The organism is Glycomyces terrestris (assembly GCF_003933745.1).
Lineage (GTDB): Bacteria > Actinomycetota > Actinomycetes > Mycobacteriales > Micromonosporaceae > Glycomyces > Glycomyces terrestris.
In genome coordinates this window covers 535776-550296 of sequence record NZ_RSEB01000004.1, presented here as the reverse complement: position 1 = coordinate 550296, position 14521 = coordinate 535776, and the positions used below count along the sequence as shown (strand labels likewise).

Below are 14521 nucleotides of genomic sequence, written 5' to 3'. Positions count from 1 at the left end.
GGTAGTGCGGATTCGCCCGAGGCGAGGGCGAAACGGATCAGCGCGCGGCGACCGGGCCGGACGCTGGCGCACCCCCGCGGACGGGGCTCGCGCCGTGCGCCGCGCGTCCTCCGCGCCGCGGCCCCGCCGCCCCTCCCACCCGATCCGAACGCAGTTCCGGCGGGGCGGCGCGCGCCGCCCCGCCGGGGTCGCCTACTCGAGCTTCTCGAACCAGAACTCGTGCTTGAGGAAGGAGGTGTCGTACTCGTGGCCGGGGTAGGGCGGGAGGAGCTGGGAGGCCTGGAACAGCCGCCAGCCGTCGCGCAGGGCCTCGGTGCCGGTGTCGTAGGGCGGCAGGTCGCTGTCGCCGGTCGTCGGGTTCGTCTTGCCGGTGCCGTCGTAGAAGGACCAGGCGAGGACCTCGGAGTCGAGGCCGGAGGTGTTCAGGTACAGGACGAGGACTTGCTGCTTCATGCGGCCCTCCCGGGGCGGTTGGCGACCCGGGTCGCCCACAGGTCGATGTCGAAGGCGGCGTCGCCGGTCATGGCGCGCCACAGCTTGATGCGGTTGTAGATCTCCAGGCGCCCGGTGGCGTGCTCGCACCACGGGAAGTACACCGACAGCTCCTCGGCGACGCGCGGGTCGTGCAGGTCGGCGGTGTCCCACAGGCGCACCTGCGGCACGGTGGGGTTGAAGCGGATCTTGTACATGTAGCGGCGGCGGTCGGAGTCGTTGCGCCGGCCGCCGTGCCAGATGCCGTGGTGGAGCAGGACCACGGTGCCGGCCGGGCAGGTGAGCCGCGTCTGGCCGCGCAGGTTCTGGTAGCGGCCGGTGTCGGACTCGTTGGTGCGGCGCAGGTGCGATCCGGGCACGGACAGGGTGCCGCCCATGGTCCCGGTGACCTCGTGCGGGTAGTACATGAGCTGGACGTCGAAGGCGTCGGGGCGGGTGTCGATGATGGCGTCGCCGTGGAGGGCCTGGGCCGCGCCCTCGTGCGGGGAGCGGACGTGGAGGGCCTGGTGGTCGACGAGCGGGTCGGGGCCGACGAGGCTGCGCAGCGCGCCGGCGACGGCGGGCACGTCGAGGAGGCGCCGCGTGAACGAGCCCTCCTCGAAGACCTTCGCGACCGGCTCGCCGCGGTAGACGACGGGGACCCCGGCGTCGAAGACCTCGATGGCCTCCTCGTTGAGCTCGGCGGGGACGACGGCGTCCATGCGGTGGTAGCCGTGGGCGACGAAGCGCGCGACCTCGACCGACGACAGCAGGTGATCAGTGGTTGCCATGCACCCAACCTAAGGACTAATCTCAGCCCTGTCGTTGGCCGTAATCACCGAGTGGTGGTCGATTCTCCCCATGCACCGCGTCCGCCTCCACCTGAGCGCACCGCCCCGGACCGTCCAGGCCGGCGTCGGCCTCCACGGCCGCACCGCCCCCGAGGACCGCTTCCGCCTGCCCGACCTGTGGCAGCTCCACCTCTACGACTACGAGGCCGAGCTCACCGTCGGCGGCACCGCCCACGCCATCCGGCCCGGCCGCGTCAGCCTCATCCCGCCCGACACCGAGGCCGTCTTCCGCTACCGCGGCCCCTCCGAGCACCTGTACGTCCACTTCAGACTCGCCGCGTCCGGCGCGGCCCACGACGTCCCGCTCATGCGCGACGCCGGGCCCGCCCGCGCCGCCGTCGCCGAGTCCCTGCGCCGCGCCGTCGCCTCCCAGCGCTCGCCCCGCGCCGACGCCGAGGTCTGGACCGTCCTGTGGCGCCTCACCGAACCCCCGCCCGAGGCGCCCGCGGGGCCCGTCGCGGCCGCCCTCGCCTACGTCGAGGCCAACCTGCCGCGCCCCCTCGCCGTCCCCGAGGTCGCGGCCGCGGTCGGCCTGTCCCACAACCACCTCACGCGCCTGTTCCGCGCCGAGACCGGCACCACCGTCGTCGCCCACATCCGGCGCCGCCGCCTCGAACGCGCCCGCCACCTCCTCCAGGAGTCGACGCTGTCGATCGCGGCCGTCGCCGCCGCCGTCGGCATCCCCGACCTCCAGGCGTTCAACAAGGCCAGCCGCCGCGAACTCGGCGCCCCGCCCCGCGAGATCCGCGCCGCCGGGCGCGGAAACGCCAGCTGAAGAGGGGTTACCGGCCGGTTCGCGACCTGGTATCTTCACGAACGTTACTCACGTCACTTTCGGAGGCGCCCGTGGCCGCGATCCCGCTCCTGCCAGACGGATTCACCTGGGGCGCCGCCACATCGGCGTTCCAGATCGAAGGCGCCGCGACCGAGGACGGCCGCGGCCGCTCCGTCTGGGACACCTTCACCGCCACCCCCGGCAAGATCCGCGACGGCCACACCGCCGCCACCGCCTGCGACCACTACCACCGGTACGAAGAGGACGTCGCCCTCCTGCGCCGCCTCGGCGTCGACGCCTACCGCTTCTCCATCGCCTGGCCCCGCGTCCAGCCCGACGGCGCCGGAGCCGCCAACGGGCCCGGCCTCGCCTTCTACGACCGGCTCGTCGACGCCCTCCTCGACGCCGGCGTCGCCCCCATGCCCACCCTCTACCACTGGGACCTCCCGCAGGCCCTCGAAGACCGCGGCGGCTGGCTCGACCGCGACACCGCCCACCGCTTCGCCGAGTACGCCGCGATCTGCGCCGACCGCCTCGGCGACCGCGTCCCCCACTGGATCACCCTCAACGAGCCCTTCGAGCACATGGCCCTCGGCTACGCGCTCGGCCAGCACGCCCCCGGCCACGCCTACCTCCTCGACGCCCTCCCCGCCGCCCACCACCAGCTCCTCGGCCACGGCCTCGCCACCGCCGCCCTCCGCGCCGCCGGCGCCCCCCACGTCATGCTCACCAACTCCTACACGCCCGCGATCCCCGCGAGCGCCGCCGCGGCCGACACCGCCGCGGCCCTCGCCTACGACACCCTCCACCGCCGCCTCTTCACCGACCCCGTCCTCCTCGGCGCCTACCCCGCGCTCGACGGCTTCGGCCTCGACGGCGACCTCCCCTTCGTCCGCGACGGCGACCTCGCCGCCATCGCCCAGCCCCTCGACGGCCTCGGCGTCAACTACTACAACCCCACCCGCGTCGCCGCCCCCGAACCCGGCGCCACCCCGCTCCCCTTCGAGATCGCCGAGTTCGAGCACGTCCACACCACCGACTTCGGCTGGCCCGTCATCCCCTCCGGACTCACCCGCACCCTCCTCGACCTCACCGCCGACTACGGCGACGCCCTCCCGCCCCTGTGGGTCACCGAGAACGGCTGCTCCTACGACACCGCCCCCGACCCCGACGGCCGCATCCGCGACCAGGCCCGCATCGACTACCTCGACGCCCACGTCCGGGCCCTCGCCGACGCGGTCGCGCAGGGCGCCGACGTCCGCGGCTACCTCGTGTGGAGCCTCCTCGACAACTTCGAGTGGGCCGAGGGCTACCACCAGCGCTTCGGCCTCGTCCACGTCGACTTCGCGACCGGCGAGCGCACCCCCAAGGCCTCCTTCGACCACTACGCCGAACTGATCCGGGCCCAGCGCCCATGACCGCCGCCCCGCCCGCCCCCCGCCCCCACCCCGCCCTCGCCGAACCCGACCGCGACGTCGGCCGCGTCTGGATCGGCGGCATCACCACCGCCATGCTCGGCCTCTACATGGCCTTCTTCACCCCCATCCAGGTCCTCCTCCCGCTCCAGCTCGCCGACATCGACGAGGACGGCAAGGTCGCCGCCTTCGGCCTCGTCACCGGCGTCGGCGCGCTCGTCGCCGTCGTCGCCAACCCCGTCGCCGGCGCCCTCTCCGACCGCACCGCGGGCCGCTTCGGCCGCCGCCACCCCTGGACCCTCGGCGGCGCCGCCCTCGGCGCCCTCGCCCTCTGCCTCCTCGGCGCCCAGACCACCGTCCTCGGCGTCCTCCTGTGCTGGTGCCTCGCCCAGGCCGCCCTGAACGCCGGCTACGCCAGCCTCAACGCCGGCGTCCCCGACCACGTCCCCGTCCGCCAGCGCGCCGTCGTCTCCGGCTGGATCGGCTTCCCCCAGGCCCTCGGCCTCGTCGTCGGCGCCGTCGTGGTCACCATGCTCGTGACCGACCTCGCCGCCGGCTACGCCGTCATCGGCCTCGCCGCCGCCGCCATGTGCCTCCCCTTCGTCCTGTCCACACCGGACCCGCCGCTGCCGCGCGCCGCCCGGCCCCCCTTCACCTGGAAGGCCCTGCTCGACACGTTCTGGGTCCCCCCGAAGGCCCACCCCGACTTCGCCTGGGCCTGGTTCACGCGCTTCCTCGTCATGCTCGGCAACGCCACAGGCACGCTCTACCTGCTGTACTTCCTCGACGACGCCGTCCACCACCCGAACCCCGAGGAGGGCGTCCTCGTCCTCACCCTCCTCTACACCGGCGGCGTCATCGCCACCGCCGTCGCCGGCGGCGTCCTCTCCGACCGCATCGGCCGCCGCAAGGCCCTCGTCACCGCGTCCTCAGTGGTCATCGCCGCCGCCGCGCTCATCCTCGTCTTCTGGCACACCTGGCCCGCCGCGATCGCCGCCGCCGCGATCATGGGCGCCGGCTTCGGCGTCTACCTCTCCGTCGACCAGGCCCTCATCACCCAGGTCCTGCCCGCCGCCACCGACCGCGCCAAGGACCTCGGCATCATCAACATCGCCTCCACCGTCCCGCAGGTCCTCGGCCCCGCGCTGGCCGCGCCGATCATCGCCGGCTTCGGCGGCTACGCGGGCCTGTACGCGGTCGCCGCCGCCACCACCCTCCTCGGCGGCATCCTGGTGTGGCCCATCAAGTCCGTGCCGTAGCGCTCAGCCCGCGGTCGTGGCCACCGACCGGTACTGCGAGGGCGCGATCCCGTACTCCTTCGCGAACGCCTGCCGCAGCGCCTCCGCCGAGGCGAAGCCGCAGCGGGCGGCGATGCGCGCCACCGGGAGGTCCGTCGTGGACAGCAGCTGCGCCGCCGATGTGACCCGGGCCTTCCTGACGTACCGGCCCGGCGTCTGCCGCAGGTGGGCCCGGAACAGCCGCGTCAGGTGCCGCGGGCTCACTCGCGCCAGCCGCGCGAGCGCCTCGGTGGACAGGTCGCCGTCGAGCCCGCCCGCGATGTGGTCGGTGACCTTGCGGACCATGTCGTGGTCGGCCGCCGGGGCCGCGGTGAACATGCTCATCTGCGCCTGGTTTCCGGGCCGGTGCAGGTAGGTGACCATCGCCCGCGAGACCCAGCGGGCCAGGTCCGCGCCGAAGTCGGCCTCGATGAACGACAGCGCGAGGTCGAGCGCGCTGGTGACGCCCGCGGCGGTGTACACGTTCCCGTCCTGCACCCAGATCGGGCGCGGGTCCACCGCGACCTGCGGGTACGCCCGGGCGAGGTCGTCGGCGAAGCGCCAGTGCGTGGTCGCGCGCCTGCCGTCGAGGAGCCCGGCGGCGGCGAGGACGCTCGCGCCGGTGCACAGGGACGCGACGCGCTCGCTCTCGCGGGCGAGGCGGCGCACGTGCCCCACGATCCGCTCGTCGTCCGCGGCCGCGTTGTGCCCCAGGCCCCCTGAGACGACGAGCGTGCCGATGGGGCCGCGGATCCGCTCGAGCGCGGCCTGGCCGCCGAGGACCAGGCCCGAGGTGCAGGTGATCGGGCCGCCGCCGGGCGTGGCGAGCGCGATGTCGTAGCGCAGGGCCGGGTCGATCTGGCGGACGGCGTCGAGGGTGGTGGTGACGCAGGCGATGTCGAGGAGTTCGGCGTCGTCGTAGCCGACGACGACCACGCGGTGCGGGTCCATGCCCTCCACCATAGGCCCGCGCGGGCTCGGTCCGGAAGACCGGTAACCCAAGATTTCGGACACCGGGTCCCTCCCGGCTTGACCGGACCGCGGCGCGGGCGGATCGTTGGAGACGTCAGATACCCCCTATAGGTATACGAGGAGCTTCCCATGTCGACCCACGCCCCCGCGCTCGCCCGCCACCGCGTGCTCCGCTTCTGGCCCATCGCCTTCGGGATCGCCTTCGGCGCGTTCGTGGCCTACGACCTCGCCTCCGGCGCCGACCTCGCGCCCGTGCTCACCGCCTCCGGCCTGGTCTACCTCGGCGCCGCCGCCCTCCAGCGGCCCCGCGCCGCCTGGCCGGTGTTCTGGCTGTCCTTCGTGGTCATCGGCGCGGCCAACTTCACCCCCTGGGAGGACGCGCCGACCTGGGTCCTGCTCGGCATCGCCGCGGCCTTCGCGCTGTACGGCCTGGTCCGCGGCCTCATCCGCCCGTTCGAGGTGCTGCCGCTCCAGTCCCTCGCCATGGTCCTGTTCGGCGGGGCCGCCGTCGCGGTCCTGCTCATCGGCGGCGACGTCGCCGCCTACCTCGTGGCCGCGGGCCTGCTCGGCCACGCCGCCTGGGACGCCTGGCACCACCGCACCGGCCGCGTCGTGGTCCGCTCGATGGCCGAGTTCTGCCTCTTCCTCGACGTCATCGCCGCCGTCGCGATGATCGCGGTGACCGTGAACGGATGACCGCGCAGGAGGCCGCGAACTCCGAAGACCGCCGCCGCGACTCCGCCTCCGCGACTCCGTCTCCGGACCCCGGCGACTCGAACCCGAACCGCTGCAACCGAACCAGTCGCCGGAGTTCCCGCTCCGGCGACCGGACAACGTCCTATGAGGACTCTGCGGCCCCGCCCCGCACCCGACGCGGTGGCCTCCTGGACGAATCCGCCGCCGCCCGGATGCCCTGGAGCGGGGTGAACGACCACTGACCGGACGCGCCGCAGGCGTGTCGAGGCGCGCTCCGGGTCCGCGAGCCACTCGCCGCCCCCGCGCGCTCCACCGCGGTTCCTGACCGGTGCCGCCGCGATCGCCGCCGTCCGTGTCACCAAGCGGCCATACGGGTCGCGGGCCGTCCTCGGGGCGGCGGATCATGGTCGCATGGCGTTGACTCCGCGGGAGGTAGAGCAGTTCGAGGCGGCCCGGCCCCGGTTGGGCGCCATCGCCTACCGCATGCTCGGTTCGGCCACCGAGGCCGAGGATGCGGTGCAGGACGTGTTCCTCCGCTATGCGGCGGTCGACCGCGCCGGCCTCCGCTCCGCCGACGCCTGGTTGACGAAGGCGCTGACGAACCTCTGCCTCGACCGGTTGTCGTCGGGCCGGGCCCGCCGCGAGCGCTCGTTCGGGCAGTGGCTGCCCGAACCGGTGCTCGACGGCGACCCGATGCTCGATCCGGCCGAGACCGCCGAGCAGCGCGAGTCGGTGTCGCTGGCGATGCTCGTCCTGTACGAGCGGCTGCAACCGCTCGAACGGGCCGTCTACGTGCTGCGCGAAGCGTTCTCCCACAGCCACCGCGAGATCGCCGGCATCCTCGACATCACCGAGGCCGCCAGCCAGCAGCACCTGCACCGGGCCCGCAGGCGCATCGGCACGGTCGACCGCGAGGAGCGGCTGGACGCGGCCGCCGCCCGCCGGGTCGCCGAGGCTTTCCTCGCCGCCGCCACCTCGGGCGACAAGGGACGGCTGATCGCGCTGCTTCGCGACGACGCCACCGCGATCGGCGACGGCGGCGCGGTCCCGACCATCCCCCGCGCCTACCGCGGCGCCGAGCGCATCGCCGCCTACCTGCGCGGCATCGCCGTGCCCACGCCCGTCAAACGGCGGCTCCTGGGAGGCGCGCCCGCGATCCACGCCGCCGTGGTCAACGGCTCCCCGGCGCTCGTCGCCGTCGTCGACGGCACCGCCGTCGCGGCCATGGCGCTCACCGTGGCGAACGGCAAGATCGCGGCCGTGCTCAGCTACGCCGACCCGGGCAAGCTCTCCTACCTCAACCGGCAGTGGCGCGCCGAAGCGCCCGAGCCGCCGCTCGTCGACGCCTGGTGATCCGCGTCATCTCCGGCCCCGGTCTGTCAGGAACGGACGCGCTGACTCTTCAAGAGGCGTCACCGACCGACAAGGAGACCACGATGGGACACCGCGTCCTCATGCTCGGAGCCGGATACGCCGGCCTCACCGCCGCCCGCAGGCTCGCCGCCCTGCTGCGCCGCACCGACACCGAGATCACGTTGATCAACGACCGGCCCGACTTCGTCGAACGCCTCAGACTCCACCAAGTGGCAGCCGGACAGGACCTCCCCTCGCACGATCTGGCCGACCTGCTGTCCGGCACCAGCGTGCGGTTGCGCGTCGCACGAGTCAGCGCGGTCGACGCCGAGGCCCGCACCGTCGTCGCGGACGGAACGGCATTCGCATACGACACGCTCGTCTACGCCCTCGGCAGCGCGGCCGCGCCCATGCCCGGTGCCGGAGACGTCTGGAACGCGGCCTCCCCAGCGGCCGCGATGCGCCTTCGCGACCGGCTCGCGCGAGCCGGTGCGGGCGAACGCGTCCTCGTCGCGGGCGGCGGCCTGACCGGCATCGAACTCGCCACCGAGATCGCCGAGTCCCGACCCGACCTCCCCGTGACCCTGGCGACCGGCGGCGAACTGGGCGACTGGCTCGCACCCGCGGCCCAGCGACACCTGCGACGCCGACTCCACCACCTCGGCATCCGAACGCGCGAAGGCGTGCGCATCGAGCGGTTCACCCCAGACGGAGCGGTCACCGGTGACGGGACCCTCCTGGCGGCCGACCTCCCGATCGCCGCAACCGGCTTCCGCGCGAACCCGATCGCGGCCGCGGCCGGACTGGACGCGGCGCCCTCGGGCCAGGTGGCCGTCGACGCCGCGATGCGCTCGCTCTCCCACCCCGACGTCTACGTCATCGGGGATGCCGCCTGGGCGAACGGCCCCGGCGGGCGGCCGCTTCGCATGTCCTGCTCCTCGGGCATGCCCACCGCCTGGATCGCCGCCGGCGACCTCGCGGCGCGGCTGACCGACCGGCGGCCGTCACGCCTTCGGGTGCGCTATTTCCACCAGGCGATCAGCCTCGGCCGCAGCGACGCCGTCGTCCAGTTCGTCACCGCCGACGACCGGCCCAAGCGCGCTGTCCTGACCGGCCCCGCGGCCGTGCGGTACAAGGAGGCCCTGTGCCGCACCGGCGTCTGGGCGGTCGCGCACGACCTCCCCGCCCGACCGAAGCCGGCGAAGCGGCCGACCACAAGCGGCCTCCCAGCCCGGTGACCTTAGAGAGGGTGCCTCAGGCGGGGGCGGTGACCGAGGCTTGGCAGGAGTTGCACATGAAGGTCGATTCGACGGCGGCACCGCCCTCGAACCGCACGCCCAGTTCGACGGTCAGCTCGTCGCAGTCGGGGCACAGCCATGGGCCGCTTTCGCCTTCCCGCTCCGACTCGATGATCTCGTTCCACTGTTCATCGTTCATCGCGGGACTCTACCGCAGAACGCGGTGAGTCAGCGGGGCCCTCGGACTCGGTGCGGTTCGACCGCGGGCTGCACTGACCCGGCGATCAGCCCAGTGCTCCGCCAGCCGTTCGCGTTCCCGCCGTGGACACCGCAACGGCGATGTCGGCCGGCTCGGCCGCGTCTCAGAGCCGGTCGAGCGCTGCGCTGAGGAACGCGTCCCTGCGCGCGTTCAGCTCGGTCGCGGTCAAGTCCGGCCGGCCCTGATCGTGCATGGCGGGCACGAACTCCGCCATGTCGCCGGGCATGTTCAGGGCGGCGACGGCGTCCCAGTAGGCGACGTCTGCGGCCGCGCCGCCTGAGCGCTGCTCCCAGCCCTCCAGCACCGGCCCGGCGGCCTCCTGCCCGAAGGTGAGCGCCGCGTCGAGCCGCAGCGAGGACAGGTCGATCCCGTAGTGGCCGACACCGGCCATGTCCCAGTCGAGGAGGCCCGTGAGCCGGTCGCCGTCCCACATCGTGTTGCCCTGCCAGAGGTCGCCGTGCACGAGGACGGGAGCACGCTCCGGGACGGGGACGCGTGCGACCCGCTCGTCAGCGGCGTCCAGCAGCGGCGTCGAGCGCTCCCTGCCCTCGCGCCGGTCGCGGGCGAAGTCGCTGGCGGGGATCGGACGGGTCCGCCGCGGCAGTTCAGGCGACGGCTCGGTCGTGACCGTGTGCAGGACGGCGGCCGCCGCCCCGAGTCCGCGCAGCCGTTCCGGGGAGGCCTGGAGCGGGATTCGGCTGCGCCCGTGCACCGCGGTCTCCAGGACGGCCGGTGTCCCGGCGGCCTCGCCGTCGGCGTCGACCGCGAGGAGGCGCGGCGCCGACACGCCCGCCTGGCCGGCCACCCGCAACGCGGCGACCTCGGTCATCATGCCCGCGACGCCTGCCGGTGCGGTGGTCTTCAGCACCGCGTCGGTCACCCCGCCGCCGTGCCGGATCCGCAGCAGCCAAGGGTTGCCGCCCTCGCGCAGTCCGGTGGCCGAGTCCACCGCGGCGGCGTCTCCGAACTGGGCTGCGGCCCAGCGAAGGGCATCGCTGCGCGGGCCTTGCTGCGTCATCACAACGGGCAGCATACGTGCCCGAACGCGATCGGGCGCAGTGTGGAGGCACGCGGGTTCAGTCGACCAGGCCGTTTCTGAAGGCGTAGACGACGGCTTGAACGCGGTCGCGCAGGCCCAGTTTGGTGAGGATGCGGGACACGAAGGTCTTGACGGTCTCGGGGCTGAGGTGGAGCGCGGCCGCGATCTCGGCGTTCGAGCGGCCGTCGGCGATGAGCCGGAGCACCTCGAGCTCGCGCGGCGTGAGCGGGGAGCCGGGGGCCCGGTCGGCCGGGCGGATGCGGGCGGCGAAGCGGCCCACGAGCGCGCGGGTGACCTCGGGGTCGAGGAGGGCCGATCCCGTTGCGACCGTGCGGATGCCCTGGAGGAGCCGGTCGGGCGGCGCGTCCTTCAGGAGGAAGCCCGACGCGCCGGCGCGCAGCGCCTCGTAGACGTGCTCGTCGAGGTTGAAGGTGGTGACGACGAGGACCTTCACCGGGTCGGCGACGGCCGCGCCGGCGAGGCGGCGCGTCGCCTCGATGCCGTCGAGGACGGGCATGCGCACGTCCATGAGGACCACGTCGGGACGCAGCCGCTCCGCGAGGGCCACGGCCGTGGCGCCGTCGCCGCATTCGCCCGCGACCTCGAGATCGGGCTGGGCGTCGATGATGGTGACGAGGCCGGTGCGAACCAGCATCTGGTCGTCGCAGACGAGGACCCTGACGGGCGCTGTCACGAAGTCTCCCTTGGGCTCTCAGCACGGGGGGCGGGAATCCGGGCGGCGACGGTGAAGGCCCCGTCCTCGCCGGGGCCCGCGTGGAACTCGCCGCCGAGGAGCGCGACGCGCTCGCGCAGCCCGGCGAGGCCGCGTCCCGAGCCCTCGCGCGACGCCGTGGTGCCGCGGCCCCCGGCGGTCCTGACCTCCACGGTGATCGCGTCCTCGCCGCGATCCACGGTCACGGCGGTCGCCGCGCCGCGGGCGTGCTTGAGCGCGTTGGTGAGCGACTCCTGGACGACGCGGTGCGCGGCGACCTCGCCCGCGGTCCTCCCCGGCGCGCCGCCGGTCTCGGCGAGGTCCACGGGCTGCCCGGCGCTGCGGGTGCGCGCCACAAGGGACCGCAGGTCTTCGAGCGGGGCGGGGTGGTCCGCGCCGTCGTCGGCTCCCGGGCCGACGGCCTCGGCGAGCGCCGGGACGTCCGCTTCCGGCCCCGATGCGATGCGTCGCCCGGAGGTGCCGCCGTCGAGCCCGGCGGGATGCCGTGCCCCCTCGGAACGCCCGCCGGCGTCGAGGCGCCCCGCACCGCTGTCGCCGGCGGGTCCGAGCACGTCGAGGAGCCGGCGCAGGTCGGCGGTCGCGAGGCGCCCGGTCTCGCCGATCGCGCGGAGGGCCGCATCGAGCCGTTCCGGTGCGGCCGTGAGGTATCGGGCGGCTTCGGCCTGCACGGTCATGGCCGTCACGTGGTGCGTCACCACGTCGTGCAGGTCCCGCGCGATCCGGGCCCGCTCCGCGGTGCGGGTCGCCGCCGCGACCTCGCGCCGGCGCTCGGCCTCGGCGCGCCGCCGGTTCCGCAGCCACGCGCCTGCGGCCCAAGCGGAACCGAGCATCAGGAGCACGAACGCGAACCCGTCGATCCGCTCGGGCGAGCCGAGCGCGATCAGCGCGGCCGCGAACGCGGCATAGGCGACAACGAGGCCGGCGGCGGTCGCGCGGCGGCCGCGTTCGAGGTGCGCCCCGGCGCTGACCAGCGCCACGAGAAGGGCCGAGCCCGCGGGGGAGTGGTAGCCGGTGAGGGAGGAGAGCGCGAAGCCGGCGGCGATGAGGCCGAGGCCGAGGCCCGGACTGCGCCGCCGCAGGGCGAGCGGCAGGCTCTGGAGGAGCAGGAGGCCGTACCCGACGGCGTCGAGCGGGCGGCGGGGCATGTCGCCGACCTGCGTCACCTGGTCGTGCAAGGTCGGCAGGAGCGCCAAGCCCGCGAAGAGGAGTCCGAGCGGCAGGTCGCGGACGACGAGTGGCAGGGCCGCGAACGCGCGCCGCGCCCGGGCGGTCCGAGCGCGGAGGCGGGCGGCCCGCTGGCGGGCGGTCACCGGGGGATTCTATCCGCATCCGCCGGGGCCGCGGCGCGGCGCGAGCGGGCCGGCACGATCCTGCCGCGGCGGTGGGCGATCACCAGGAAGACCACCGTGAGGGCGGCGCCGGCGAGGACCGCGAAGACGCTCGCCTCGGGGCCGAACTCGCCGCCGCTGACGGCCGCGGGGCCGCTGGTCGCCGCGTCGAGGAGGCCCTGCGCCGTGTCGTTGCCGGACACCTGGGTGGAGAACAGCGCGGACTGGGCGGTGTTCCATCCGAAGTGGATGCCGATCGGGAGCCACAGGCTGCGCGTCGCCAGATAGACCGCGCCCAGCATCGCGCCCGCCTGGATCGCGATCGCGGTGGCGCCCCACAGGCTCGCGTCGGGGTTGGCGAGGTGCATCAGCCCGAACAGGGGCGCGGTGACGGCCAGCGCGACCCAGCTGCCGAAGCGGGTCTCGATCCAGCGCAGCAGGACGCCGCGGAAGATCAGCTCCTCGGACACGGCGGCCACGGCCATGAGCCCGACGAGTCCGAGCGCCGCCTCGGGCGCCCCCCAGCCGTCCACATGGTACTGGCCGAGGAGGGCGATGCAGCCGATGACGAGCGCGAACATGACGGTCCCGAGCGCGGTCCCGCCGAGCAGGCCGGACACCGCCCCGCGCTCGCCGAGCTCGGTCACGGTCCGCCGCTCGGTGAGCCGCACGATCCAGCGGTACGCGAGCAGGAGGGCGACGGCCGCCGCCACGCCTCCCGCGAGCATGACCCAGGGCTGGTCCATGAACGGCCCCAACACCACTCGTCCGAGCAGCGCCACCGCCGCGATCGCCGCGAACTGCCATACCGGCTTCATGCCGACCTCCATTCGTCGAGTCGCGGCCGTGCGCCGCGATCTCCTTGAACGCTATGGCGATCGGGGACCCACGCCATCGCCCCGGAGTGGACACCCGGTTGTGGCTCGCATGGGGGACAAGCGATCCTTGCGTCACCGGAGGCGGCCGACGACATGGCGGCCGCGCACTACGAGGGTGCAACCATTGCGGCCTTCGACTTCGGCCGCACCGGTGCGGAGGTCCAGGGCTTCGGTCCGCCCGGTGCCGGCGTCAGCCGGTCGCCGCGGTCCGCCGGCGCAGTGCCGGGTCGGTGAGCCAGGGGAGCGGCATCGGGGACTGCGGGTCGTAGACGTCGGTGCCCGGCGGGACGATGGCGTCGAGCCGGTCGAGGGTGGCGTCGTCCAGGACCAGGTCGACGTGCTTCAGCGTCGCGTCGAGCTGTTCGAGGGTGCGCACGCCGGTGATCACGGAGGTCACCGCGCGGTGGGCGAGCGGGAACGCGGTCGCGAGCGCCGGCAGCGGGCGGCCGAGGTCGTCGGCCACCTGGGCCAGCTGCTCGGCGACGGCGAGTTTGCGGGCGACCTCGGGGTTCTCGGGATCGAACCAGGCCGGGCGCAGCCTGGCGCGGGCCGAATCCGCCGCTCCGGCGCGGTGGTGGCCGGTGAGGAACCCGAACCCCAAGGGGCTCCAGGTGAGCACGCCCATGCCCCACCGCTCGGCCACCGGGAGGACGTCGCGCTCGATCCCGCGCGCGAGGAGGTTGTACGGCGGCTGCTCGGTGCGGAACCGCATCAGCCCGCGGGCCTCGGCGACCCGGTGGCTCTCGACCAGCTCGTGGGCGGGGAACGTCGAGCAGCCGAAGGCCCGGATCTTCCCCTCGCGCACCAGATCGGTGAGCACGCCGAGCGTCTCCTCCAGGTCGGTGCTCCAGTCGGGCCGGTGGACCTGGTACAGGTCGATCCAGTCCGTTCCCAGCCGCCGCAGGCTCGCGTCGACGGCGTTGAGCAGGTGGCGGCGGGAGTTGCCGCTGCGGTTCAGTCCCTCCTCGAGGGCGAAGTGGCCCTTGGTCGCCAGGATCACGTCGTCCCGGCGGCCCCGCAGCGCCGCTCCCACGATGCGCTCGGACTCGCCGGTGCTGTACATGTCGGCGGTGTCCACGAAGTTGATCCCCGCTTCGAGCGCGGTGTGGACGATCCTGGTGCACTCGTCGTGGTCGGTGTTGCCGGCGCTGCCGAACATCATGGTGCCCAACGCGTATCGCGACACGGTCATGCCCGTGCGCCCGAGCGGCGCGTATTGCATCGGTGGCCTCCGTC

General features: G+C 74.2%; 15 protein-coding genes. 6 read left to right on the top strand and 9 right to left on the bottom strand.

Features of this window, described 5'->3' with window-relative positions; all coding sequences use genetic code 11:
• Positions 1-192: 192 nt before the first annotated feature.
• Entirely contained in the window at positions 193-453 is a 261-nt protein-coding gene (locus EIW28_RS16590; RefSeq protein ID WP_125248802.1) for a hypothetical protein, read from the bottom strand.
• Entirely contained in the window at positions 450-1262 is an 813-nt protein-coding gene (locus tag EIW28_RS16585; RefSeq protein WP_187350617.1) for a phytanoyl-CoA dioxygenase family protein, read from the bottom strand. The genes EIW28_RS16590 and EIW28_RS16585 overlap by 4 nt, the downstream gene beginning before the upstream one ends.
• A 70-nt stretch (positions 1263-1332) precedes the next feature.
• Between EIW28_RS16585 and EIW28_RS16580 the strand changes: the two genes are divergently transcribed.
• The 3 genes from EIW28_RS16580 (at position 1333) to EIW28_RS16570 (ending at position 4771) form a co-directional block, all read left to right on the top strand.
• Positions 1333-2097 carry a helix-turn-helix transcriptional regulator gene (locus tag EIW28_RS16580; protein ID WP_125248801.1) on the top strand — a complete coding sequence of 255 codons (765 nt, stop codon included), beginning with the start codon at positions 1333-1335 and terminating at the stop codon, positions 2095-2097.
• A gap of 71 nt (positions 2098-2168) precedes the next feature.
• The gene (locus EIW28_RS16575) at positions 2169-3515 is read left to right on the top strand and encodes a GH1 family beta-glucosidase (RefSeq protein WP_125248800.1); all 1347 of its coding nucleotides are present in this window, start codon (positions 2169-2171) and stop codon (positions 3513-3515) included.
• Positions 3512-4771: an MFS transporter gene (locus EIW28_RS16570; RefSeq protein ID WP_125248799.1), complete on the top strand. Its 1260-nt coding sequence runs from the start codon at positions 3512-3514 to the stop codon at positions 4769-4771. The genes EIW28_RS16575 and EIW28_RS16570 overlap by 4 nt, the downstream gene beginning before the upstream one ends.
• Positions 4772-4774: 3 nt before the next feature.
• On the opposite strand, the gene EIW28_RS16565 is transcribed toward EIW28_RS16570, so the two are convergent.
• On the bottom strand, positions 4775-5740 hold the full coding sequence (locus EIW28_RS16565) for a GlxA family transcriptional regulator (protein ID WP_125248798.1): 966 nt from the start codon (positions 5738-5740) through the stop codon (positions 4775-4777).
• A 150-nt stretch (positions 5741-5890) separates the two neighbouring features.
• Between EIW28_RS16565 and EIW28_RS24290 the strand changes: the two genes are divergently transcribed.
• From EIW28_RS24290 to EIW28_RS16550, 3 genes are all read left to right on the top strand, one after another.
• Positions 5891-6457, top strand: coding sequence for a hypothetical protein (locus EIW28_RS24290; RefSeq protein WP_158630431.1), 567 nt, complete (start codon positions 5891-5893; stop codon positions 6455-6457).
• A 411-nt stretch (positions 6458-6868) separates the two neighbouring features.
• The gene (locus EIW28_RS16555) at positions 6869-7810 is read left to right on the top strand and encodes a sigma-70 family RNA polymerase sigma factor (protein ID WP_125248797.1); all 942 of its coding nucleotides are present in this window, start codon (positions 6869-6871) and stop codon (positions 7808-7810) included.
• An 83-nt stretch (positions 7811-7893) separates the two neighbouring features.
• Positions 7894-9048, top strand: a complete 1155-nt coding sequence (locus EIW28_RS16550; protein ID WP_125248796.1) for an NAD(P)/FAD-dependent oxidoreductase — start codon at positions 7894-7896, stop codon at positions 9046-9048.
• 16 nt (positions 9049-9064) lie between these two features.
• Here the strand turns inward: EIW28_RS16550 and EIW28_RS16545 are convergent, their stop codons facing one another.
• The 6 genes from EIW28_RS16545 to EIW28_RS16520 all read right to left on the bottom strand — a co-directional run bounded on the left by EIW28_RS16545 (position 9065) and on the right by EIW28_RS16520 (position 14507).
• Positions 9065-9247 carry a hypothetical protein gene (locus tag EIW28_RS16545; protein ID WP_125248795.1) on the bottom strand — a complete coding sequence of 61 codons (183 nt, stop codon included), beginning with the start codon at positions 9245-9247 and terminating at the stop codon, positions 9065-9067.
• Positions 9248-9410: 163 nt separating this feature from the next.
• Positions 9411-10325, bottom strand: coding sequence for a phosphotransferase family protein (locus EIW28_RS16540; RefSeq protein ID WP_125249059.1), 915 nt, complete (start codon positions 10323-10325; stop codon positions 9411-9413).
• Positions 10326-10383: 58 nt separating this feature from the next.
• Entirely contained in the window at positions 10384-11040 is a 657-nt protein-coding gene (locus EIW28_RS16535; protein ID WP_125248794.1) for a response regulator, read from the bottom strand.
• Entirely contained in the window at positions 11037-12389 is a 1353-nt protein-coding gene (locus EIW28_RS24715; protein WP_197717322.1) for a sensor histidine kinase, read from the bottom strand. Before EIW28_RS24715 ends, EIW28_RS16535 begins: the two co-directional genes overlap by 4 nt.
• On the bottom strand, positions 12386-13225 hold the full coding sequence (locus EIW28_RS16525) for a CPBP family intramembrane glutamic endopeptidase (protein ID WP_125248793.1): 840 nt from the start codon (positions 13223-13225) through the stop codon (positions 12386-12388). Before EIW28_RS16525 ends, EIW28_RS24715 begins: the two co-directional genes overlap by 4 nt.
• 250 nt (positions 13226-13475) lie before the next feature.
• The gene (locus EIW28_RS16520) at positions 13476-14507 is read right to left on the bottom strand and encodes an aldo/keto reductase (RefSeq protein WP_125248792.1); all 1032 of its coding nucleotides are present in this window, start codon (positions 14505-14507) and stop codon (positions 13476-13478) included.
• Positions 14508-14521 lie beyond the last annotated feature (14 nt).